The organism is Thauera sp. 28 (genome assembly GCF_000310145.2).
GTDB classification, from domain to species: domain Bacteria; phylum Pseudomonadota; class Gammaproteobacteria; order Burkholderiales; family Rhodocyclaceae; genus Thauera; species Thauera mechernichensis.
Window position 1 is genome coordinate 112,070 of record NZ_AMXA01000005.1, and the last position, 20,970, is coordinate 133,039.

A 20,970-nucleotide genomic window follows, 5' to 3' on the forward strand; every position below is an offset into this window, starting at 1 on the left:
CTTTCCCTCAAGCCTGAGCCTTGCCCATCACATACGAGGCCACCAACGTAGTCTTCAATTCCCTAAGCAACTGAATGGCTCTCTCTTCCTGGGCAATAGCCGAGTCAATCTTTCTAGTTATCTCATCACAGTAGCTGACAATCTCTTGCTGCTCGTGCAATGGGGGGCAAACTGTTTGAACGCTGTAAAAGTCTTTCGTATAAAGCGGCATCATCCCATCGACAACTCCGTATACGACGGAAGAGAACTGCTCACACATCCACTTTGTGTGAAAAAGCAACTCAAAGTACGGAGGAAATGCCTTTTTCGTTGGCCGAAAAACCGTGTAGTTGTTCGTGATAATCCCTCTAACTTTTGCAGCCCAAAAAACGCCAAGGTGAGCTTTGTATTTATTGAGGACAAGATCACCCACATGGCAAAGTTTGAACTCATCGAAACTCTGGGCCTGCGTAGAGTGCTCGGCCATCTGGTCAGTTGGGACTAATCCATTTCTCTGAGTTACAGAGAGCTTCTGCTCGCTTCCGTCCCGGTCGCGTCTGGTTACCTCCCTGAACAAGTACCTGCATGGCAACTCTTCCCAATTCTTTGGTATATTTTTCAGCCACTTAACCGAGCTTTTCCGGAGTTCTACTTGTTCATTCAATCCAATCAACACCGCCCGGCTGATCAACCCCTCTCTTTGCTCGCCCAATAACTCAATCAGCCGCTCCTTCTTAGCAATCGCGGCATCGACCTCGGCAACTTTCTGGTCTAGGAAGGCAACGATACGGTCTTGTTCGTCTCGCGGCGGCAGTGGAACAGGAAGGCGCTTGAAATCCCAGAAGTCGATGTTCTGACGAAGCCCCGAGCCCATGCCGTAAAAGACCTTCAGTGCGTCGTAGCTCTCCAGAAGTCGAAACACATACGCCGGGTTGATTTCGGGATGGCACCTCAAGCCCAAGTAGGCTGAGGTGATCATCCCTTTGTCTTTGGCGTAACCGACTCGCAGGCTGGTTTGATCGTTTTGCAAGTCAGTGGTACGGATGACGATGTCGCCTGGCTTGATGAGCTGGTAGCTCTCGAACGACTCCGGCACCAAGCCTGTCAGCTTCTCTTCGGGCTTGATCACAATGCGTCCATAGCTCAACGACAGCACCGTTTTTTCCACCAACCCCTTGTTGCGATCCTTGTTCTCCTTGAAGCAGGTGAAGCCGGGGCGGACATCCCAGTGCGTAGGGATCTCCCCAAGCCATTCCACCCCGCTCGACTTGTAGCTCTCATAACGCTGCATCACGCCTCTCCCTCGCTCTGCGCGACCCATTCCGCCAGCCGCCGCTGCAGCTCGTCCTTGCTGGGCAGATACAACTGATATTCGGCGGCGTGGATGTTGGCATCGGGCGGCAGGGTGATTTCCACCAGTGCGTCGTTTTTCTGGTGGCACAGGATGATGCCGATGCTGCGGTTCTCATCGGCCGTCTTCACGTAGCGGTCGAAGTAATTCACGTACATCTGCATCTGCCCCAGGTCCTGATGCGTCAGCTTGTTACGTTTGAGGTCGATGAGCACGTAGCAGCGCAGTAGCCGGTTGTAGAAGACCAGGTCGACGTAGAAATGGTCGTCGTCGAACGTGAAGCGCTTTTGCCGCGCCTCGAACAGAAAACCTTTGCCCAGTTCCAGCAGGAACATCTGCAACTGGTCGATGATGGCGGTTTCCAGCTCGTGCTCGGAGTAGGCGTGCCGCTCGGGCAGGTTGAGGAACTCGAGGACGTAGGGGCTCTTCAGCACGTCGGCGGGTTTGGCGATTACCTGACCGGACCGGGCCAGGGCGCGCACTTCGTCGGTGTTGCGGCTCAGGGCCAGGCGCTCGTAGAGCGATGCGGCGATCTGGCGTTGCAGCTCGCGCACGCCCCAACTGTTGGCGTGCGCTTCGATCTCATAGAAGCGCCGCTCGTCCTCGCTCTTGAGCGCCAGCAGGGTCACGTAATGCGACCAACCCAGGCGGAAATGTCCGAGCAAGGGCGCGAGCCAACCGGTGGCATCGCCGGTTTGCACCAACCAGGCAGATTGCGCAGACGCTGTCTGCGCAATCTCGCGATAGGCGAGGTAGAAGCGGCGGCATTGCTCGAGGTTGCGCTTGGAGAATCCCGGCCCCAGGCGCTCGGTAAGCTGCTTGGCCAGATTGTCGAGCAGACGTTTGCCATACAGCTCGGCGCGCGACGCCGCACCGTCCTCGAACTCGACGATATGGCGCCCGAACAGCCAGTTGCGCACCACCAGTGCGAGGTCGACCGAACGCGCCGCCTGCTGTTGCAGCAGGGTATGCGTGTGCGCCAGCGCGCCGAGCAGTTCATCCAGCGTGGCGGGGTTCGGGCTCATGTGCGCCCCTTCACGAAGCTCACGAGTTGCTTGAGCAAGCCATCGGTTTCCGCCTCGAGGGCGAGGATTTCCGCTGTGACTTCCTCCAGGCTGCGCAGCGGCTTGTGCTGGTAGAAATACTTGTTGAAGCTGATTTCGTAGCCGATCACGGTCTTGTCGATGGCAATCCAGGCTTCATCGACGTGCGGACGCACTTCGCGGATGAAGTAGTCGTGAATCACGCTGGATGCGGACAGTCTGGTATCCGGCGCCAACGGTACGTTCTCGGTGTCGCGCAACTCGCTGTCCGGCTCGTACTCGATGTATCCACCGGCCGCCGCCATGTAGCCGTAGTCGCCCAGCTTGTCGCGAGTCGTGCCGAGTTGGTTGAGCAGCTCATCCAGCTTGCCGGCGTCGAGCTTGTGGACCTTCTTGATCACCTTCTCGGCTCGTTCGTCACGCCAGCTCACCGCGTTGAGGATTTGCTTCCGGGCTGTTGCAGGCAGCTTCAAACCCAGTGCCTTGAGGGCGTCGTCGGCGATGACCTCGAAGTGGTTGAAGTCGAGGAACTCACCGAAGCCGACCTTCTCGGCCAGTTGCTGCGCCGCATGCAAGAGCTCGCGTTGCGTGCGCCACGTCGCTTCGGACAGCAGTTCCCTGCGGTTCTTGGGCGAGAGGGCGATCTCTTCTCTTTCGAGGTGCGCTTCGATGGCCTCGGTGTGCGCCTTCAGGCCGGCATAGACCTCGTCGCCATACTTGCCGTACACCCACTCCATGATGTCCTGCATGCCCGGGGTGAAGCGCAAGGTTGCGATGCGCTCGGGCGTGAATTGTGCAGCCAGTCGCAACGGGCGCTCGACCGTGACCTTGTAATAGCCGAAGTCGCGGTTGTTGAAGACTTTGGAAATGCCGTCACTCGGCATTTCCAAGTACAGCTGGGTGATCTGGTGGATGTGTTCGTCGGTGAATTCGCAGTTCTTTTCACCGAGGTTCTTGCGCAGCTTCTGGTACAGGTTGCTGGCATCGATCAGCTGCACCTTGCCCTTGCGCTTGTCGGCCTTGTTGTTGGAAAGAACCCAGACGTAGGTGGTGATGCCGGTGTTGTAGAACAGGTTGTTCGGCAGCTGGATGATGGCTTCGAGGTAGTCGTTCTCGATGATGTGGCGGCGGATGTTGCTCTCGCCGCTCCCCGCATCCCCGGTAAACAGGGCGGAGCCGTTGTGGACGGACGCGATGCGCGAACCCATCGGGCTGTCGCTGCGTCGCTTCATCTTGTTGACCATCTCCATCATGAACAGGAGCTGGCCGTCCGAAGAGCGCGGGATCGCGGGGTAGAAGTCGTGTTCGTCCCCGGTGTAGTCGGACAGATTGACCTGGAAGCGATGGTCGATCACGTCCTTGCCGTCGACGATGCTCTTCTGGTCGCTCTTCCAGCTCTTGCCGTAGGGCGGGTTGGTGAGCATGAAGTCGAAGCGCGTACCCGAGAAATCGTCGGTGGCCAGCGTGGAGCCGAACTTGATGTTCTCGGGGTCGTTGCCCTTGATCATCATGTCGGACTTGCAGATGGCGTAGGTCTCCGGGTTCACTTCCTTGCCGTAGAGGAACACGCCCACCTTCGCTTTGACCTCGCCGTCGGGATCGGTGATGAAGTCCTGCGACTCGGTGAGCATGCCGCCGCTGCCGCAGGCCGGGTCGTAGATGGTCAGCGGGTTGGGCAGTTGATCCTTGACCGGAATGAAGACCAGATTGGTCATGAGCTTGATCACTTCACGGGGTGTGAAGTGCTCACCGGCCTCTTCGTTGTTTTCCTCGTTGAACTTGCGGATCAGTTCCTCGAAGACGTAGCCCATGCCCAGGTTCGACAGCCCCGGCTGGGTACGCCCATCCGGGCCTTTGCGATCGTTGGGGCTGAGGTTGATCTCGTCGGAAACGAACTTCTCGATCACGTCGTGCAGCACGTCCGACTGCGCCATCTTGCGAATCTGGTTGCGCAGGTCGAACTTCTCGACGATCTCCTTCACGTTGTCCGAGAAACCATCGAGGTAGTTCTTGAGGTTGGCTTCCAACTGAGACGGGTTGCCCAGCAGCGACTTCAGGGTGAAGCGGGAGGTGTTGTAGAACACGTAGCCCGATGCCTCGCGCAGTCCATGCGGATCGAGGTCGGCCATTTCAGCGTCTTCACGCTGGAAGCGGATCTCTTCGAGAACCGCCTCCTTGCTGGGCTCCAGCAGGCAGTCCAGCCGGCGCAGGACGAACATCGGCAGGATGACGTCGCGGTACTTACCACGCACGAAAACATCCCTGAGGCAGTCGTCAGCGATTGACCAGATGAAGCTGACGATCTTGTTGTGTACTGAGTGATCCATAAGTCCTTGTGACACTCCCGTGCTTTACGGATTGCTGTTTTGTCTTTGCGAGCAGCTGTCGAGTCCGCTCGGCGGAAGCCGTTGCGAGACCGATCAATGATTCAAGAGACCTCGATCGCCCAGCCAGTACCCCGCCCGCAGCTTCCGATCGAAACTGAAAACGTGTTCTCCAGGCTCCTCGTCACAGCATCCGATCAAACGGTTGAAGTGGCCAAGCCCGCCCTCCCGTAGCGACACGGTGCCTCCACACAGCGGGCAATCCGCCATATACCGCACCAGGCGCAGGTTGTAACCACGCGACCGCCCTGGAAGCACCGTTGCCTTGGGATCCCAGACGAGCTCGACCTGACACTCCTTCTCCGAGAACGGATAAAAGAGCGGCGAGGCCATGATGATGAATCGATCGTAGAGCCGGATCAAAGGCCGCAGCAGAAACCAGAAGAAAATTGCCGCAACGACCATTAGCTCCCACTCGAGCGCACCGTCGACGACACGCATCAGCGCAATCAACACGGGCAGCGCCGTTACCAACACCATGAGTCCGAGGCCGATCGCCGGGACATAGCGCCGCACGCCATCGATGCGCATGCTCGCTTCGCCCTGGCGGCGGAACAGCAGCGGCCACAGAAACAGGCGCCCGAGGAGCGAGAACCGCAGACTCGACCGGTCCTCACGGTACCGAAGCACAAAAGGCTGCTTCTCATAGTCCGCTGGCAGGGTCGGCAGCGCCGTGCTGGCCCCGAAAGGACGCCATTCGAGACGATAGGCCGACGAGCGCCCGCCCTCCGACTTGTCCTTGGTCGGCCACAGAAGCCCGGTGAAGCCCGCCTTCCGCGCGGCGTCGGTGAAGCGTCCCTGCAGCTCGGCGAACGACTGCTCCAACGCAGACCAGTGTGGGTTCACCCGCTTGCGTGCCTTTTCGCTGGTCAGGTCATCGAATGGTTTGCCGCGTGCATCGAGCGCCCAACGCCAAAGCTCCTGGGTGTTGAGGGAACTCGGCTCGATGCCGTCCTTGCCATCGCCCTGGTACTGGGTCAGCAGCGCACGCAGTAAGTCCCAGAACGCGTCGCGGTAATCCGAGCTGCGGTCAGGATCCACGAAGCGCAAAAGCCACTGCGCAAACTCGACGCGCTTCGGCAACGGGCAGGCGCCCTCGCACTGAGGGGTATCGGACAGATCGCTCATCGGGCTCCCGGCAGACATGACGTGATTCTAGCAGCGAACCGTCCGCCAACCGGTTCCAGACCGTCCGGATCCAGCAGCCACGCGGGTTTGCGTACCTAACCTGACCTCTCCGTTCAACCCAGGAGAAGGTCATGCTGGAAACCCTCGTTCTACACATCGCCGGCGAGCGCGTCACGCTCCGCTGGCTCCCCTCTGGCGATCTCGCTGTTTACCACCGGCCCGCCGAGCACGTGCGTGCGCTCGTCGAACCCATCTGCCGCAATCGTGGCCACTGGAACAGCGAGTACAACAACTGGATCGTCTTCCGTCAGTTCCGCGCAGCCGTCGTGTGCGAACTCGAAGCGGAGGCCGACCATGTCTGAACGGACGCTTCACGGCTTGGACTTCGGGCTCGACCACACAGGGCGGATGCGCGGAATCGACGAGGTGGAGCAGGGACTCGCCTGCAAATGCGAATGCCCGGAGTGCGGAAGTCCGCTTGTCGCCAGAAAGGGGGCTGTGCGCGTGCATCACTTCGCGCACCAAGGAGAGAGCTGCACCACCGGCGCCGAAACCGCGCTCCATCGGATGGCCAAACAGATCGTGGCGGACGAGCGTCGTCTCGTCGAACCCGGACGGGACACGCCGACAGTCTTCCGCGACGCCGCGCTACCGGATGAAATGTACTGGCCCGGCCGGCGCCCCGACGTCGTTCTCTTGACCGAGTCGATGACCCTGCATGTCGAGGTGACCGTAACCCATCGATGTAGCCCCGAAAAGCTGGAGGAGATCGTTCGTACAGGAATCCCGACCATCGAGCTTGACCTCTCGACGGCCTATCGGCGCAAGCGCCTGGGTTGGACGATCGAGCAGCTTACCGATCGTCTCGTTCACGATCCTGCGATTCGACGCTGGCTCCATCTGCCAGAGCCAGCAGCGGAGAAGGAGTGGCGAACAACCACCCCTGAGACGCAGACTCAGACCAAGCCCGCAGTCCCCGTCACCAGCACACGGACGTCCCGCATCTACGCCCCCTTCGAAGGCACGTTGCTCGTATTCGATCCTTGGTATGGGCTAGTGCCACGTGATCCCGTCGCACGCGCTCAGCTCATCCGCGAACTGGATGCGCGGCGGTCCACCGAGAAATAGACGCAGGGCGGCGAGCTACGACGGGTCGAAAACGTGCGGCACCATCGGCGGGCGCGACCCACCAGAGAACACGCCAAGCCTGCGGCTCCTCGCCCTGCAACCCCCTCCGGCCGCCAGAAAGCTTGGCCGTATCATCGTTTCTGCGAAAAAATCAGGATCCTTTCACCGTATTCGAGAATCGGTTGGTGGGGGGTTCTCATCGAAGAGTGAAATTTCCGGCGCCGCTGTCGGTGGAACCGTTTCACCGTATTTGAGAACCTACCTACCTGTCGGGCACTGCACGTGAGCTGATCCGCAATCCGGCGACCGAGGCCTTCTTCGGCCCGGTCAGCTATTGGGAAACGATCGTCAAGATCAGCATCGGCAAGTAGCGCCCGTCCCAAGCCGACGATCGACTACCTAAGCGACTGGGCCGCGGCCAATAGAGGCTGGCGGTGCAAGTACTACAAGCCCGACACCGACGAGGCCCAGTTCGCCCCCACACCGGCCACCGAGAAAGCGCTCGCCGGGCTAGCGTGGCTGAGGGAGCGCCAGCTCGTCGGCGCCAGACGCCCGTTTGCGGCAGGATGAACTATCCTGATTCCATACCATGACGTTGGCGAGGCGGCATGGCGCATGTCGCACTGCCGCCTGCCGCGGGCAACCGGGAGGGAATAGCGATGACGCCGTCTATTGGAACCCAGCTTCAATCGTTCTCGCGACGCACATGCAGCCGCATCCAGCCTAGGCCATGGGAAACGGCGGCCCGAACGCTGGCGCTGGTCGTAATGGCCCTGCTGAGCATCGGCAGCGCCCAAGCGGACACGGCGCGAACCGCTGAAGCAGGCCCTGCAAGCGAACCGACGCGGCCCCTCGCCTACGTGGCGCTGCGCAATGCAGCAGCGGTACTCGCGCTCGACATCGACAGCGGCAAAACCGTAGCGCGCATCCCAGTCGGGCCTCTGCCGCTGGGGACCACAGCAAGCCGGGACGGAACGCGGGTGGCCGTGGTGACGCGTGAACGCACGGCAGTCGAACTGATCGACACCCGCACGCAGACAGTAATCGGCCAGTGGCTCTTTCGCGATCTGCTGCGCACGGCTTACGAGGCCAAGCTGAGCACCGCCGGCCTGTCCGACCCGACCGAAGGGCAGATTGTCTCGGTACTGTCGCGCTACACCATCGGCTCGGTGATCCTGTCGGGCCGGGGTGACACGCTGTTCGTGATCGGCAGGGAGGGCACCATCCTGCGCTTCGACGTCGACAGCGGCAAGGCGGACATGTTCGGCTTCCAGCTCGGGATCTCACCGGAGTTCCAGGCCCTGTTCGGACCGAGCCTGCACATCTTCGATGCGGTCGGCAGACTGTCTGCCGACGACCGGCGACTGTTCGTTCCGGATGCGAACCGCAACGGCATGATGATCCTGGATGCAGAGAAACTCGAGGTCATCGGCGAACTGCCCGGGCTGATATACGGTAACTTCGACCTCGCCCGGGACGACAGCCTGCTCGCCATGCTCGCCTTCCACTTCGACGTGGCCGACCTGTCCGCCTTCACCGTTCGTCGTGTCGGCCGGGCCGATTACAACCCGACCCACGGCGGCTTCGCCGGCGCAACCTCCTCGGCCCACTGGCCGGTCGCCCTTTCCCCGGACGCGCACATTCTTTACGCGCCCCGGAACGACGCGCTGGGCCGGGGAAGCGCAACCAAGCCCACCATGGTTGTCGCGCTCGACACTCGCAGCGGCAAGCGGCTCGCAATGCGCCACATCGGCGATCAGCCCACCGACGGCCTGGCGGTGTCGCCCGACGGCCGTCGCGTAGTGGTCGTGGCGCCGGCGAGCAATGCCGTGCATGTCCTCGATGCGCAGAGCCTTGCGCCGATCAGGGTGATCGAGGTGGGGCCGACACCGCAGGCGGGGGTGCACTTCGTCGTCAGTGCGGGCAAGTAGTCCATCGCCATCTCGAGCGCCGGAGCAACCTGCGTCTGATTCGCCCCATGAATGCGACCCCCGTCACGGCGGCTTTCGGCTCAAGCGCTTAGCATTCCCATTTAGCCCAACTGGACCCCCTCGTCATTCTCGCGTCAGAGGACGGCGACGTTCGACTCGGTCATGATCCTGAAAGAAGCCGACCCCAAGGACTCTCAGCTCACCGCGCTGGAAACCTACCTCGCTGCCCCAGGCGTTCCAGAAGCGACCCGGCAACAGATAGAACGCGAGTTGAAGATTCTCCGCGCCGGCATCAAGGGCGAGCGCGAATCCGCCTACGACATCGATTTCTACAGCGGCGCGAGCAAGAACCGCATCGTCATCCACGACCTGCGCATCGAGCACAACGGCCGCGTCGCCCAGATTGACCATCTCATTCTCAACCGCCTGCTCGAAATCTATGTGCTCGAGACCAAGCACTTCAGCGAAGGCGTGTCGATCAACGAGCAAGGCGAATTCTCGATCTGGTTTGCGGGCAAGCCGCGCGGCATCCCATCACCGCTCGAGCAGAACGAGCGCCATATCGCGGTACTGCAGGACGTCTTCAAGACACTCGAAATGCCCACCCGCCTCGGCTTCCGGCTGCAGCCAAGGCAACGGGCGACACGTCCGCAAGCACCAGCAAGCTGACCACCTCCAAGCTCGCCAAGGCGCTGAACCTGAAGACACCTGAGCTGACCGAGCGCCTGGTCGCCCGCGGCCTGCTGGAGCTACGTGACGGCAAGACCTACATAACCGCAGAAGGCAAGGCAGCGGGTGGCGAGTTCCGCATCAGCCAGAAGTTCGGCCCCTACTTCCTGTGGCCAGAGAATCTGGCCGTGTGACAAAGCGCACTATCGCATGTAGTTGATCACGCGACCGGTTTCGGATCATCGCGCAGCGATCCTGGAGCGCTCCCCGGGACCATCGCACGAGAGTGATCCTGCGTTTGCAGGAGAAGTGCGCGAACGCCTTCGGAAGCTCGCGGCTTGCGCCGCTCCTACAGCAGGCCGCGGCGTGCCTCGCCCATGGGAGGGGCGCCAGCCGCGAGCTTTCCGCGCCGGGCCGCCTGCTTCACCATGCAATCCCCCGTTCTGCGATGAGCCCGATCGCCATGCCCACCGTCCTCCACCTCGACGATGACCTCCTCGTCGTCGACAAACCTGCCGGCCTGCTCTCCGTCCCCGCCCGTGGCGCGGACCGCCAGGACTGCCTGGCCGCCCGCATCCAGGCACTTCACGCGGACGCGCTGATCGTGCATCGCCTGGATGCCCCCACCTCGGGGCTGGTGCTGTTTGCACGCGGACTGGAAATGCTGCGCCGGATGAGCCTCGCCTTCGAGCAACGTACCGTGGGCAAGCAGTACGTGGCGGTGGTGCACGGGCACCTCGCACTGGATGAGGGCGAGATCGACCTACCGCTCGGCGAGGACGCCGCCAACCGTCCGCGCCAGATCGTCGACCACCTGCACGGTCGGCGCGCGCTTACCCGCTACCGGGTGCTGGCACGCATGGGGGAGGGCGCCGAGGCATGCACGCGCGTGGCGCTCAAGCCGGTGACCGGCCGCGCCCACCAGTTGCGCGTCCATCTGCTCGCCCTCGGCCACCCCATCCTGGGCGATCCGCTCTACGCGCCGCCCGCCAGCGTCGCACACTTCGTGCGCATGCACCTGCACGCCACCCACATCGCCTTCATCCATCCGCGCACCCGGGTACCACTGCAGTTCGAAAGTCCGGTACCGTTCTAGGCTGGCCGGGAAGATCGCCGCATGCGAAATGCGCGTCTCGATCCGCGCACCTGCGCATGCAGGCACCGGATTTGCTTCGATGACAGCGCGCCCGCCTGCGCGGCAGCGCCCCCACCCGACCCGCCTCATTTCAGTGCTCATCCAACCATGAACCGCACCGACACCGATCACCAGGCCTCCAGCGCCTGCTTTGCCTACGGCTCGCTGATGTGCGACGACATCATGACCGCCGTCTGCGGCACCCGCAGCACTCGGCGTCCCGCCACACTGCACGGCTACCGCCGCCGTGCGGTGGTCGGCGCGACGTACCCCGGTGTGGAGCCGAACGCCGATCACCGCGTACAGGGCGTGCTCTACCTCGAGCTCCCGGACTCAGCATGGCCGCGCCTGGACGGCTTCGAGGGCGAGGAGTACGAGCGCCGCATCGTCGAGGTCGAGATGGCCGACGGATCTCGCCTGCGGGCGTGGACCTACGTCTTTCGCCCTTGCTTCGCGCACCGGCTGGCGCCAGACGACTGGGATTACGAGCACTTCCTGCGCGAGGGCAAGGCGCGCTTCGTCGCCGACTATATCGGCTTCGACACCCTGCAGGCACGATGAGCAACCGCCGCGCACCCGCCTACCTCGCCGGCTACCCGCCCGCACTCGTGCATCAGGTGACGACCCTGATCGAGCAGGGGCGCTTCGCCGACGCCATGCGCAAGCGCTACCCCGACGCCCACACCGTGCGCTCGGACAATGCGCTCTACGACTACGTGCAGGCGCTCAAGGCCGAGCACCTGCGCAGCGCGCCACCGCTCGGCAAGGTGCGCTTCGACAACAGCCTGCACGTCATCCACGGCGCGCTCGGCACCCACACCGCCATCTCGCGCGTGCAGGGTGCGCGCCTGCAGGCCAAGCGCGAGATCCGCGTCGCCACGCTGTTCCGCGCCACACCGGAGGCCTTCCTGCGCATGATCGTGGTCCATGAGCTGGCCCACCTGCGCGTGCGCGAGCACGACAAGGCCTTCTACCAGCTCTGCCAGCACATGGAGCCCGACTACCACCAGCACGAGTTCGACCTGCGCGCCTATCTCAGCTATCGCGATGCGGGTGGCGAGGCGCTGTGGGGGGCCTGAGCGCCGCACACGCTCCCGGCCTGCCGGTGTCCGCTCCGCAAGAATCGGGTTGCACCTGCCAGGCGCGTCGCCATACTCGGGGCCAGCCGGGCTAGGCGCGCTGCGCGCCTGGCCGCCACCCACCGGGAGGACACCATGGATGCACTCGACCACCACGCACGCCATTACGACACCGTGGCACGGGCGATCGCCTACCTCCGCGCCCGCGTCAGCGATCAGCCCGGGCTGGACGAAGTCGCCGCCGCCGTACATCTCAGCCCCGCGCACCTGCAACGCGTGTTCACCGAATGGGCAGGCATCTCGCCCAAACGCTTCCTGCAGCACCTCACCAAGGAATACGCACGCACACGCCTGCGCCAAGCGCTGGATATCCTGTCCGTCAGCGCCGAGGCCGGGCTGGGCAGTCCGAGCCGGCTGCACGACCTGATGGTGAGCTGCGAGGCCATGACTCCGGGCGAGATCAAGACCGCCGCACGCGGTATCGACATCGGCCACGGCATCGCCCCTACGCCCTTCGGCGCCGCGCTGGTGGCGTGGACACCACGCGGCGTATGCCACTTCGCCTTCCGCACGACCGACGACGCAGCCCTGCTTGCCGGACTGCGGGCCCAATGGCCGGCCGCCAGCCTGCACCGAGACGACGAGGCCGCCAGGCGCCTGATGCACGAGATCTTCCCACAGGCGCCAAGCCGCGGCCGCGTGCATGTGGTGCTGCGCGGCACGAACTTCCAGATCAAGGTCTGGGAAGCGCTCATCCGCATCGAACCCGGCCACATCCTGTCCTACGGGCAGCTCGCACACGAAATCGGCTTGCCACGCGCCGCACGCGCAGTCGGCACGGCGCTGGCGGCCAACACCATCGGCTACCTGATCCCCTGCCATCGCGTCATCCGCGACAGCGGCGAAACCGGCGAATACCGCTGGGGCAGCGAGCGCAAGCTGGCAATGCTCGGTCGCGAGGCGGGCTATTGCGCGACTGAGGACAGACGTTCTCACTAAGGACAGCGCTGTCCCAGCGCACACTCTCAAATGCTTGCGGCCCCATCATTGACGGGGCCGCAAGCTCAATACTGAGGACTCGTCACAGATCGACGATCCTTAAACCCACCGGCGACGCAACAAGCCAAGCAGGCTGAGGCTAAGCCCGGCCAAGGCCAGAGAGCCCGGTTCGGGGATCTGCACCGGCGCGGTCGTGATCATCGCTGCGAACTGGACCCGCGTCGTCGCATCCTCCGGCGTCACGAAGCCCAGGCACGGACTGCCGGTGGGCAAGCTCTGAGCGTTGAACACATAGTCACAGGCCGTCTGCGGCAGCGGATTGAGACCGCTCGTCAGCTCGAAGAAGCTGATGAAGTACTGCTGATCGATGCCGTCGCCGGTGTCATAAGTGAACATGAAGTTCAGCGCGTCACGGTCGAGCACGAAAATGTCGCCGCAGCCGTTCAGGTTGACCCCGACGCCGTTCGCCCCACCGTCTGCACAGGGGTTGGCGCCATTGGGCGTTTCCTCGAAGTAGACATTGAAGGTCTGCGTCACCGACGGCAATCCCGGCCCTGCAGGCACCAGGGGCGTCAAGGTCAGCGTCGACGCGATTGCGAAGCGCTCCGGGCGCGGGCTACCGGCCACGATCGGGTTGTTCAAGTGCGACAGGAAGATGTTGCCCACGGCGGCACCGTTGGTGTCCACAGAGGTGACAGCCGGACTGTTGGTGATATCGACACCGCTCTGCGGCCCCGTGGAAGGGCTTGGGTCGCCCCAGCGCAGCTGATGGTCGGTAACCGTCGTCCCGGCATCACCGAAGCGCCAGACGATGGAACTCGCATCGAACTTTGCATCAACCGTCACCTGCCATTGCGTGACGATAGCTGCCTCCGCAAGCGGCGCGGACATCATCCCGACCGAGAAGCCGGCGATTGCCAGCGCGATCAGGTGTGGCTTGGTGGTTTTGCGCGTGCCCATGACGATCTCCGTTATCCGAGTACCCGATCAAAGTCAAGCATCAACTAGGCCAGACTTAATTTTTCTTTAATATTCATGTGCTTGACAAAATAACCGGGGGCTCTGGCAAACCCGACTGTAAAAATACTCGACAATCGAGCGCAGTCTCCCCATCGCGAGTGCTGCCTTCTGCCCAAACGACGACCGATGAACCCGGCTGCACCTGGGCCAAGTTAATGGGACAATCCGCGCCCCGGTCCGGGCGCACCACGCACCAACGGGCCGTCCATCGGACACATCCAGCCTCGAGGAAAACAACAATGGCAAGACACTGGGCAGCATTCATCGCCCTCGGACTGGCGAGCGCGACCCCCGCTTTCGCAGCCGGGCAAGCCGATGCCAAGGGTTTCGTGGAAGACAGCACGCTCAACGTGCTGCTGCGCAACGCCTTCATCAACCGCGACTACCGCGACGGCAACCAGGACAAGCGCGAATGGGGGCAGGGCATCGTCGCCAACTTCGAGTCGGGTTTCACCCAGGGCACCGTGGGCGTTGGCGTGGATGCCTTCGCGGCCTACGGCCTGCGCCTGGACAGCACCCGTCGCCGCGCCGGCGCGGGTGGCATCGACTTCTTCAAGCAGGAAGACAGCACGGGCAAGCCCGCAAGCGACCTGGCCAAGGGCGGTGCATCGCTCAAGCTGCGTGTGTCCAACACCGTGCTGGCCTACGGCGACCTGCGTCCCTCGCTGCCGGTGCTGAACCACGACGACTCGCGCCTTCTGCCGGAGAGCTACACCGGCACTCTGCTCACCTCGAGCGAGATCGACGGCCTCGAACTGGTCGCCGGCCGCTTCCATGCGCAGTCGCGCAAGAGCGATGAAGGCCGCGACAGCGGTGGGCTGAAAGGCATCGACGTGATCGGTGGCAGCTACCAGTTCAACGACGCGCTGAGCGCGGCGCTGTATTTCTCCGACGTCGACAACGTGGTGCGCGACAACAGCTTCAAGCGCCAGTACGTGAACCTGAACTACGCGCTGCCGATCGCCAGCAACACGCTGAGCTTCGATCTCAACGGCTATCGCACCAAGTACGACGTGTCCGGCGACAAGAACCGCATCTGGAGCCTGGCCGCAACCTACGAGACCGGCCCACACGCCTTCACGCTCGCCTACCAGCGCAGCAGCGGCGACGTCGGCTTCGACTACGGCTGGTACCAGAAGGCCGGCGGCACCGGTAACGGCGGGGCCTCGATCTGGCTGGCGAACTCCTACTGGTCGGACTTCAACGGCAAGGATGAAAAATCCTGGCAACTCGCCTACGCGGTCGATTTCGGCCAGTACGGCATGCCCGGCCTCAAGTACCGCGTCGCCTACGTGCGTGGCAGCGACATCGACACCGACGTCACCACCCGCGGCAAGGAACACGAGTTCTTCAACCAGATCTCGTACACCGTGCAGAACGGCGCCGCCAAGGACCTGAACATCCGCCTGCGCACCTCGGCGCTGCGCGTGTCGAGCGATGCCGCCGACTACAACGTCAGCGGCCGCGAAGTGCGGGTCTTCATCGACTACCCGTTCAACGCGTTCTGATCCGCCTGACGCGCATGGGGCAGGGCTTGCCCCGCCGCCCCATGCGCTGCGACCGGATCCGATGCGCTGTGCTCCTCGCTCAGGGGCGCACAGCGCACACAGCCCGGGCGCTCACTTCACCACGAGCAGGCTGTCGTCCCACTTCGGGTGCTTGTCCAGCCCAAGCAGGTTGGCCACGGTAGCGGCGATGTTCGACAGACCGGCACCATCGGCCTGCTTCAGGCCCAGCCTGCCGCCGCTGACGTTGTCGTACAGGATCAGCGGCACCGGGTTGAGGGTGTGCGCGGTCTTGGCCTTGTAGCTGCCATCGGCGTTGCGCGCCGGCTCCTTGGTCTTCTTGTCGAGCTCGAACATCTCGTCGGCGTTGCCGTGGTCGGCGGTGATCAGCGCCACCCCGCCGGCAGCGTCGATCGCCGGCAGCAGGCGCGCCAGCGCCAGGTCGACCGCCTCGATCGACATCGTCGCGGCGCGGAAATTGCCCGTGTGGCCGACCATGTCGCCATTAGCGTAATTGCAGCGCATCACCGCATACTTGCCCGACTGGAGCGCAGCGATCATGGCATCGGTGATCTCGGCCGCCTTCATCCACGGCCGCTGCTCGAAGGGTACGACGTCGCTCGGCACCTCCTCCCAGGTCTCACCATCGAAACGCCCGGAGCGGTTGCCGTTCCAGAAATAGGTGACGTGGCCGAACTTCTGCGTTTCCGAGCACGCGAACTGCGCCAGGCCCATCTTGCTGAACCACTCGCTGGAGGTATCGGTGATCGCCGGCGGGGCGACCAGGAAACGCTTGGGCAGTTGCAGGTCGCCGTCGTACTGCAGCATGCCGGCGTAGGTCACCTTGGGCACGCGCACGCGATCAAAGGCGTCGAAGTCATTCTCGACGAATGCGCGCGTGATCTCGATTGCGCGGTCGCCACGGAAGTTGAACAGGACCACGGCATCGCCATCCTCGATGGTACCGATCGGCTGACCGCAACCGTCACCGTCGAATTCGGCGATGACAAACTCGGGCAGGTCCTGGTCGATGGTGCCGGGGTGCTTGTCGCGCAAGGCCTTGACCGCCTCGGCCGCACTGGCGAACTTCGGCCCTTCGCCCAGCACGTGGGTCCGCCAGCCGCGCTCGACCATCGGCCAGTTGGCGTCGTAGCGGTCCATGGTGATGTACTGGCGGCCGCCGCCCGAGGCGATACGGGCGTCGAAGCCGTCGCTGCTGATCCCGGCCAGGAAGGCCTCGAAGGGTTCGACGTAGTCCAGCGCGCTGGTTTCGGGCACGTCGCGGCCGTCGAGCAGGGCGTGGATGCGCACCGTGCGCACGCCATCGGCCTTGGCCTGCACCACCATCGCCCGCAGGTGGTCGATGTGGCTGTGCACATTGCCATCCGAGAACAGGCCGATGAAATGCAGCACGCCCGCCTTGCCCGCAGTGCCTGCCCTGGCTGCGGCCACCACCTCCTGCCACGCCTTGCCTTCCCAGATCGCGCCGCTGGCGATCGCGTTGGCGACCAGCGCCGCCCCCTGGGAATACACTTGGCCGGCACCAATGGCGTTGTGGCCCACCTCGGAGTTACCCATGTCCTCGTCCGACGGCATGCCGACCGCCGTACCGTGCGCACGCAGGGTGATGTTCGGATACTCGGCGAACAGGCGGTCGAGCGTCGGCTTGCGCGCGGCATCGATCGCACTGCCCACATCGTGCCTGGGGATGCCATAGCCATCCATGACAATCACGACAACGGGGCCCTTGACGCCGGCGAAGGCGGGGAGTTTCTGCAGCATGGTCGCTTCCTGGGATCTGAAGATGTCGATGGCGGCAACCGGCCTGCCCGGTGCCCATGTCCAAAGGGCGGAAGATAGCATCAACGCGGCGCTGCAACATCCCGCCCGTTGCAAGGCCACGCTCGAACCCCACGCAAAGGGATGCATCCCATTGCCGAGTGGCGTCGATCGAGACAAAATAATAAAGTATTACCTTTACAAGGAAAGCCGACGACATGAACACCAAAACCCAGAACGCATTGCGTGCCGCCCTCCAGCATGAAGACTCCGCGCTCGAGAAGCGCCTGCCCGAGCCGGCCCAGACAGAAGCGGCCGCGACCGCGCAGCCACCTGTAGCCGAAGTGCAGGAAGCCGGTTCCACCGCTGCGCCGGAGCCGGTCGCAGCACCTGCGGGAGCTCAGACCGGCACTGCCGACACCACCGCCGCCAACAGTACGCCGGTTGCCACTGCGGCGGCCGATGCAGAGCCCCCCGCAGCACCGGCTGCCAGCGCACAGACGCCCGCTGAGCCGGTCGCAGCCGACAAGCCGCAACGCGAAACCTTCGTGATCGGCGAGAACGACTGCAAGCGCCTCAAGGTGCTGCGCGCAGACCTGGCCGACAGCGGCAAGCGGCCCGGCAAGTCTGAGCTCGTCCGCGCCGCGATCGGCGCCCTCGCCGCTCAGGGTACGGACGCGGTAAGGGCACTGCTGCGCGCACTGGCGCCGCTCGGCACCGGCAAGAAGGCCAAGGCTGCAGAGAAGAAAAAGGATGAGTCCAAGCGCAAGAAGACCGCGGCCAAGAAGCCCGCCCCCAAGAAGGCCGGCGGACGCAAGGAAGCCACCGCCAAACGCAAGACCAACAAGAAAAAGCGCTGAGCGGCGCCGAGCGCAGGGTCAGTGCTTCTTGCTGCGCTTGCCCTTGGCGACCTTGGGCAGCGCGGCGATCACCTGCGCGACACCCGCGGTGTCGCGCTCGGCCAGCAGGGCGAGCCCCGCGCGCAGGATCTCCGACTTGCTCACCAGCACGCCGGCCTTGCCCAGCGCCTCGCGCAAGGCCTTGATGCGGCGGTGCTCGCTCGCCGGCATCGAAAAGGAGTCGCGCTCCACTTTCTCGTGGCGATCCTTGCGCTCGGCCTCCTGCGCTCCCAGCGTGTCGATACCGTCGTCCATCTCGCCGGCCACCCCGCTGGTCACCTCGCTGGCCGCAGGCTGCACCGGCACCTTCGCCGGGCCGGCGCTCGCACGTCGTTTACGCGTCGTCGCTGCAGTCATGCTCACCCCTCGATCAGCCGGACGACGGCCGAGACCAATCGATCGACTTCTTCCTGTGCCGCCGCTGCGGCACGGCCCAAGCCATAGACGGAGGTACCGCGCACCGCACTCAAGGCATACGCACTACGCTGCGACAAGGCTGCGTCCAGCACCGGCAGCTTGAAATCCTGCAACACCTCGAGCACATCGCCGGCGAGCGCCGTACGCATGACGCGGTTGGGCAGCAGCACGCCGCAGAGGGCAGGGCGGCTGCGCTGGCGATCGAGGATCAGGCGTTCGATGCCGCGCGTTGCCCACAGATCGGTCGGGCTTGGCACCACCGGCACCAGGGCAACATCACATAACTCCAGCGCACTCATGGTATGCGGGTGTTCGATCGACGGCGGGCAATCCATCACGACCACATCGACCCGCCTCGCCACCGGACGCAGGGCCTCGGCCATGTCGACAGCAGAGCCCTTGAGCTGCAGCACCTCGCTCGCAATCGGCGCGTCCGCCGGGGCAAGCTCCGCCCAGCGCGATGCGCTCTCCTGTGGGTCGAGGTCGGCAAGCGCGACCCGGTAGCCCTGCAAGCCGAGGCCTGCCGCCAGTTGCAGGCTGACCGTAGTCTTGCCTGAGCCTCCTTTCTGCGAAATCAGCGCGATCAGCCGCCGTGCGCTCATGGTGCGTCCCGTTCAGGCGTGTAAAGGTAATACCCGACAGTCTAGCGAATCGGCGCCGGCTTGCACGCCCTGTCGACGCCCCCGCGCCTGCATTGGATCATTTCACTTGGCAAATCGTGTTGCGCAGCGCACCATTCGGCACAGTTCTTGCCACTGTCATCGATTCGCAGCCGTGGTGTTTCCCGCCCGGCCGCCAACAACGGGAGATCCGTCATGACATCGCTATCGAAAGCGCTCGCATCCGGCCTGCTCGCCCTCGCCACAGTTCTCTCCACCCCCGCAGCGGCCTCGCCTCCCGGGCCACTTCCCGCGCTCAACATCGACATCCGCGAGACCTCGGTGTCGGGCATCTCCTCCGGCGGCTTCATGTCTGCGCAGTTGCAGGTCGCGCACTCGTCGATCATCAAGGGCGCAGGCATCGTCGCCGGGGGCCCGTACTACTGCGCCCAGAACGACGTCATCACCGCCACCACGCTGTGCTCATGCACCGGCGAGCCCATGCTCGGCTGCAAGGTCACCGAGCACAGCGCGGCCGTTCAGGCGCTGGTGACGGCCACCCAGGGCTTCTTCGCAAAGGGCTTGATCGACGACCCTGCCAACATCGCCCGCCAACGCGTTGCCACGGTCGTCGGCGGCGAAGACCGGCTGGTACCCACACCGATCGCACGCCAGCTGCACGACTACTACGGCGCCTTCGGCCTGCCGCCGGACAGCCTGAAAGCCATCGCCCTGGACGGCGCGGGGCACACGATGCCCACCATCGACTTCGGCGCCGCCTGCGCGGCCACCGATGAACCCTATATCGGCAAGTGCGATTTCGACGCCGCAGGCGCAATCCTCGGCTGGATCTATCCCGACGCTGTCCCGCCCGCCCCGGCGGGCACGCCGGCGGCCGGCCGTTTCGTCGAGTTCGACCAAAGTGGCTATGTGCCCAAGGGCGGCCTGTTCGACTTCCTGTGGGGCTCGGGCATGGACAAGACGGGCTGGGTGTATGTCCCCGAGGTGTGCGAAGCGGGCGAGCGCTGCCGACTCCATATCGCACTGCACGGCTGCAAGCAGGGCCAGAGTTACCTGCCTCTCAAGCGCCCGCCGGGCGGCGGGCTCTATAACGGCACCACCTTCGTGAAGAACACCGGCTACGACCGCTGGGCCGACGCCAACCGCCTGGTCGTGCTGTTCCCGCAGGCAGTGTCCATCCCCTGGCGTAACCCGAACGGCTGCTGGGACTGGTGGGGCTACACCGACGAGCACTACGCGACGCGTAACGGCGTCCAGATCCGCGCCCTGCGCGCCATGATCGACCGCCTCGGCGCAGGCCTGCGCCCAGGGTCGTAGCACCCGCAGCGCCGCTTGCGGCACACTACCGGCCTCGTCCCAGACCAGGAAGCCCGGCATGGCCTCATCCTCGACACCCTCCTCCCGCAGCGCGGGCGCACCCGCAGCGCGCCAGGCGCGCCTGGTTGCGCTCATTGTCGGCGGCCTTTTCCTGCTGCTGATCGTGGCCTTCGTCGCCATGGTGTTCACGGTGCGCGACGAGGCCCGCCTCAACGCCGTGGGGCCGATCCCCCCGGCGCCCGGCGCCGAGCGCGGCGGACTGGTGTTCCACGGTACGGCGAACATCTGGGAAGTGCGCGGCCGCATGACGCTCGACGCCGAGCGTCAGGTGAGCTTCAGCTTCGACCTCATCGGCCCCACTGCTCAGCCTGCACCCGCCACGCTGGCGTTCGACCTCAGCCTCGACATGCCCGACCACGACCGCGCGCCCATCCCACTGCAGCACACGCTCGCCGGCCCCGGCAGCTATGTCGCCAAGGCGGCCCTGCCCGAACCCGGGCGCTGGCGCCTGCGCCTGCAACTGCCCGAGATCACCGGTCTGTTCGAGTTCGAAGTCGATCGCTGAAGCCTCGCCCTGGGGCATACTG

General features: G+C 64.0%; 21 protein-coding genes. 13 read left to right on the plus strand and 8 right to left on the minus strand.

The genetic code is table 11. From position 1 onward, the window contains the following. Positions 1-7 precede the first annotated feature (7 nt). The 4 genes from C662_RS06160 to C662_RS06175 all read right to left on the minus strand — a co-directional run bounded on the left by C662_RS06160 (position 8) and on the right by C662_RS06175 (position 5,885). Positions 8-1,270 carry a restriction endonuclease subunit S gene (locus C662_RS06160; RefSeq protein WP_002926194.1) on the minus strand — a complete coding sequence of 421 codons (1,263 nt, stop codon included), beginning with the start codon at positions 1,268-1,270 and terminating at the stop codon, positions 8-10. Then, positions 1,270-2,355 carry a PDDEXK nuclease domain-containing protein gene (locus tag C662_RS06165; protein ID WP_002926196.1) on the minus strand — a complete coding sequence of 362 codons (1,086 nt, stop codon included), beginning with the start codon at positions 2,353-2,355 and terminating at the stop codon, positions 1,270-1,272. Before C662_RS06165 ends, C662_RS06160 begins: the two co-directional genes overlap by 1 nt. After that, entirely contained in the window at positions 2,352-4,700 is a 2,349-nt protein-coding gene (locus C662_RS06170) for a type I restriction-modification system subunit M (protein ID WP_002926198.1), read from the minus strand. The genes C662_RS06165 and C662_RS06170 overlap by 4 nt, the downstream gene beginning before the upstream one ends. A 93-nt stretch (positions 4,701-4,793) precedes the next feature. Continuing rightward, complete coding sequence (locus C662_RS06175; RefSeq protein ID WP_002926200.1) at positions 4,794-5,885, minus strand: hypothetical protein; 1,092 nt, start codon at positions 5,883-5,885, stop codon at positions 4,794-4,796. Between the two features lie 131 nt (positions 5,886-6,016). Between C662_RS06175 and C662_RS06180 the strand changes: the two genes are divergently transcribed. The 9 genes from C662_RS06180 (at position 6,017) to C662_RS06215 (ending at position 12,826) form a co-directional block, all read left to right on the plus strand. Next, entirely contained in the window at positions 6,017-6,247 is a 231-nt protein-coding gene (locus tag C662_RS06180) for a hypothetical protein (RefSeq protein WP_002926203.1), read from the plus strand. After that, complete coding sequence (locus tag C662_RS06185; RefSeq protein WP_002926204.1) at positions 6,240-7,013, plus strand: competence protein CoiA family protein; 774 nt, start codon at positions 6,240-6,242, stop codon at positions 7,011-7,013. Before C662_RS06180 ends, C662_RS06185 begins: the two co-directional genes overlap by 8 nt. 390 nt (positions 7,014-7,403) lie before the next feature. Beyond that, positions 7,404-7,583 carry a DUF3375 family protein gene (locus C662_RS20265; protein WP_232433225.1) on the plus strand — a complete coding sequence of 60 codons (180 nt, stop codon included), beginning with the start codon at positions 7,404-7,406 and terminating at the stop codon, positions 7,581-7,583. Between the two features lie 197 nt (positions 7,584-7,780). Then, the gene (locus C662_RS06190; RefSeq protein ID WP_002926206.1) at positions 7,781-8,944 is read left to right on the plus strand and encodes a YncE family protein; all 1,164 of its coding nucleotides are present in this window, start codon (positions 7,781-7,783) and stop codon (positions 8,942-8,944) included. A 162-nt stretch (positions 8,945-9,106) separates the two neighbouring features. Then, positions 9,107-9,613 carry a nuclease-related domain-containing protein gene (locus C662_RS06195; protein ID WP_002926208.1) on the plus strand — a complete coding sequence of 169 codons (507 nt, stop codon included), beginning with the start codon at positions 9,107-9,109 and terminating at the stop codon, positions 9,611-9,613. A 463-nt stretch (positions 9,614-10,076) separates the two neighbouring features. Further along, positions 10,077-10,709, plus strand: a complete 633-nt coding sequence (locus C662_RS06200) for an RluA family pseudouridine synthase (RefSeq protein ID WP_002926210.1) — start codon at positions 10,077-10,079, stop codon at positions 10,707-10,709. A gap of 147 nt (positions 10,710-10,856) precedes the next feature. Next, positions 10,857-11,309 carry a gamma-glutamylcyclotransferase family protein gene (locus tag C662_RS06205; RefSeq protein ID WP_002926212.1) on the plus strand — a complete coding sequence of 151 codons (453 nt, stop codon included), beginning with the start codon at positions 10,857-10,859 and terminating at the stop codon, positions 11,307-11,309. Further along, positions 11,306-11,827: a M48 metallopeptidase family protein gene (locus tag C662_RS06210; RefSeq protein ID WP_002926213.1), complete on the plus strand. Its 522-nt coding sequence runs from the start codon at positions 11,306-11,308 to the stop codon at positions 11,825-11,827. Before C662_RS06205 ends, C662_RS06210 begins: the two co-directional genes overlap by 4 nt. A gap of 135 nt (positions 11,828-11,962) precedes the next feature. After that, entirely contained in the window at positions 11,963-12,826 is an 864-nt protein-coding gene (locus C662_RS06215) for a methylated-DNA--[protein]-cysteine S-methyltransferase (protein WP_002926215.1), read from the plus strand. A 99-nt stretch (positions 12,827-12,925) separates the two neighbouring features. Here the strand turns inward: C662_RS06215 and C662_RS06220 are convergent, their stop codons facing one another. Continuing rightward, positions 12,926-13,786, minus strand: a complete 861-nt coding sequence (locus C662_RS06220; RefSeq protein ID WP_002926217.1) for a THxN family PEP-CTERM protein — start codon at positions 13,784-13,786, stop codon at positions 12,926-12,928. 299 nt (positions 13,787-14,085) lie between these two features. Here C662_RS06220 and C662_RS06225 point away from each other — a divergent pair, with 299 nt between their 5' ends. Continuing rightward, a complete protein-coding gene (locus C662_RS06225; RefSeq protein ID WP_002926224.1) occupies positions 14,086-15,354 on the plus strand; it encodes an OprD family porin in 1,269 nt (422 codons plus the stop codon). A 111-nt stretch (positions 15,355-15,465) separates the two neighbouring features. Here C662_RS06225 and gpmI read toward each other — a convergent pair whose 3' ends face one another. Beyond that, positions 15,466-17,133: a 2,3-bisphosphoglycerate-independent phosphoglycerate mutase gene (gene gpmI, locus C662_RS06230; protein ID WP_002926231.1), complete on the minus strand. Its 1,668-nt coding sequence runs from the start codon at positions 17,131-17,133 to the stop codon at positions 15,466-15,468. Positions 17,134-17,348: 215 nt separating this feature from the next. Here gpmI and C662_RS06235 point away from each other — a divergent pair, with 215 nt between their 5' ends. Further along, positions 17,349-17,990, plus strand: coding sequence for a hypothetical protein (locus tag C662_RS06235; protein WP_002926233.1), 642 nt, complete (start codon positions 17,349-17,351; stop codon positions 17,988-17,990). A gap of 18 nt (positions 17,991-18,008) precedes the next feature. On the opposite strand, the gene C662_RS06240 is transcribed toward C662_RS06235, so the two are convergent. Both C662_RS06240 and parA read right to left on the minus strand, forming a co-directional pair. Beyond that, a complete protein-coding gene (locus tag C662_RS06240; RefSeq protein WP_002926235.1) occupies positions 18,009-18,386 on the minus strand; it encodes a hypothetical protein in 378 nt (125 codons plus the stop codon). 2 nt (positions 18,387-18,388) lie between these two features. After that, a complete protein-coding gene (gene parA, locus C662_RS06245) occupies positions 18,389-19,048 on the minus strand; it encodes a ParA family partition ATPase (RefSeq protein WP_002926237.1) in 660 nt (219 codons plus the stop codon). Between the two features lie 213 nt (positions 19,049-19,261). On the opposite strand from parA, the gene C662_RS06250 reads away from it, so the two are divergent. Together C662_RS06250 and C662_RS06255 are read left to right on the plus strand one after the other, a co-directional pair. Then, positions 19,262-20,383 (plus strand): extracellular catalytic domain type 2 short-chain-length polyhydroxyalkanoate depolymerase, encoded by a 1,122-nt coding sequence (locus C662_RS06250; RefSeq protein ID WP_002926238.1) that lies wholly within the window; start codon positions 19,262-19,264, stop codon positions 20,381-20,383. 58 nt (positions 20,384-20,441) lie between these two features. Continuing rightward, positions 20,442-20,948: a hypothetical protein gene (locus tag C662_RS06255; protein WP_002926240.1), complete on the plus strand. Its 507-nt coding sequence runs from the start codon at positions 20,442-20,444 to the stop codon at positions 20,946-20,948. The last annotated feature ends 22 nt before the right edge of the window (positions 20,949-20,970 follow it).

What these genes read in the sequence shown, in the direction of transcription:
- C662_RS06160 (WP_002926194.1), bottom strand. Translation starts at nt 1,270, where the DNA reads ATGCAGCGTTATGAGAGCTACAAGTCGAGCGGGGTGGAATGGCTTGGG.
- C662_RS06165 (WP_002926196.1), bottom strand. Translation starts at nt 2,355, where the DNA reads ATGAGCCCGAACCCCGCCACGCTGGATGAACTGCTCGGCGCGCTGGCG.
- C662_RS06170 (WP_002926198.1), bottom strand. Translation starts at nt 4,700, where the DNA reads ATGGATCACTCAGTACACAACAAGATCGTCAGCTTCATCTGGTCAATC.
- C662_RS06175 (WP_002926200.1), bottom strand. Translation starts at nt 5,885, where the DNA reads ATGAGCGATCTGTCCGATACCCCTCAGTGCGAGGGCGCCTGCCCGTTG.
- C662_RS06180 (WP_002926203.1), top strand. Translation starts at nt 6,017, where the DNA reads ATGCTGGAAACCCTCGTTCTACACATCGCCGGCGAGCGCGTCACGCTC.
- C662_RS06185 (WP_002926204.1), top strand. Translation starts at nt 6,240, where the DNA reads ATGTCTGAACGGACGCTTCACGGCTTGGACTTCGGGCTCGACCACACA.
- C662_RS06190 (WP_002926206.1), top strand. Translation starts at nt 7,781, where the DNA reads ATGGCCCTGCTGAGCATCGGCAGCGCCCAAGCGGACACGGCGCGAACC.
- C662_RS06195 (WP_002926208.1), top strand. Translation starts at nt 9,107, where the DNA reads ATGATCCTGAAAGAAGCCGACCCCAAGGACTCTCAGCTCACCGCGCTG.
- C662_RS06200 (WP_002926210.1), top strand. Translation starts at nt 10,077, where the DNA reads ATGCCCACCGTCCTCCACCTCGACGATGACCTCCTCGTCGTCGACAAA.
- C662_RS06205 (WP_002926212.1), top strand. Translation starts at nt 10,857, where the DNA reads ATGAACCGCACCGACACCGATCACCAGGCCTCCAGCGCCTGCTTTGCC.
- C662_RS06210 (WP_002926213.1), top strand. Translation starts at nt 11,306, where the DNA reads ATGAGCAACCGCCGCGCACCCGCCTACCTCGCCGGCTACCCGCCCGCA.
- C662_RS06215 (WP_002926215.1), top strand. Translation starts at nt 11,963, where the DNA reads ATGGATGCACTCGACCACCACGCACGCCATTACGACACCGTGGCACGG.
- C662_RS06220 (WP_002926217.1), bottom strand. Translation starts at nt 13,786, where the DNA reads ATGGGCACGCGCAAAACCACCAAGCCACACCTGATCGCGCTGGCAATC.
- C662_RS06225 (WP_002926224.1), top strand. Translation starts at nt 14,086, where the DNA reads ATGGCAAGACACTGGGCAGCATTCATCGCCCTCGGACTGGCGAGCGCG.
- gpmI (WP_002926231.1), bottom strand. Translation starts at nt 17,133, where the DNA reads ATGCTGCAGAAACTCCCCGCCTTCGCCGGCGTCAAGGGCCCCGTTGTC.
- C662_RS06235 (WP_002926233.1), top strand. Translation starts at nt 17,349, where the DNA reads ATGAACACCAAAACCCAGAACGCATTGCGTGCCGCCCTCCAGCATGAA.
- C662_RS06240 (WP_002926235.1), bottom strand. Translation starts at nt 18,386, where the DNA reads ATGACTGCAGCGACGACGCGTAAACGACGTGCGAGCGCCGGCCCGGCG.
- parA (WP_002926237.1), bottom strand. Translation starts at nt 19,048, where the DNA reads ATGAGCGCACGGCGGCTGATCGCGCTGATTTCGCAGAAAGGAGGCTCA.
- C662_RS06250 (WP_002926238.1), top strand. Translation starts at nt 19,262, where the DNA reads ATGACATCGCTATCGAAAGCGCTCGCATCCGGCCTGCTCGCCCTCGCC.
- C662_RS06255 (WP_002926240.1), top strand. Translation starts at nt 20,442, where the DNA reads ATGGCCTCATCCTCGACACCCTCCTCCCGCAGCGCGGGCGCACCCGCA.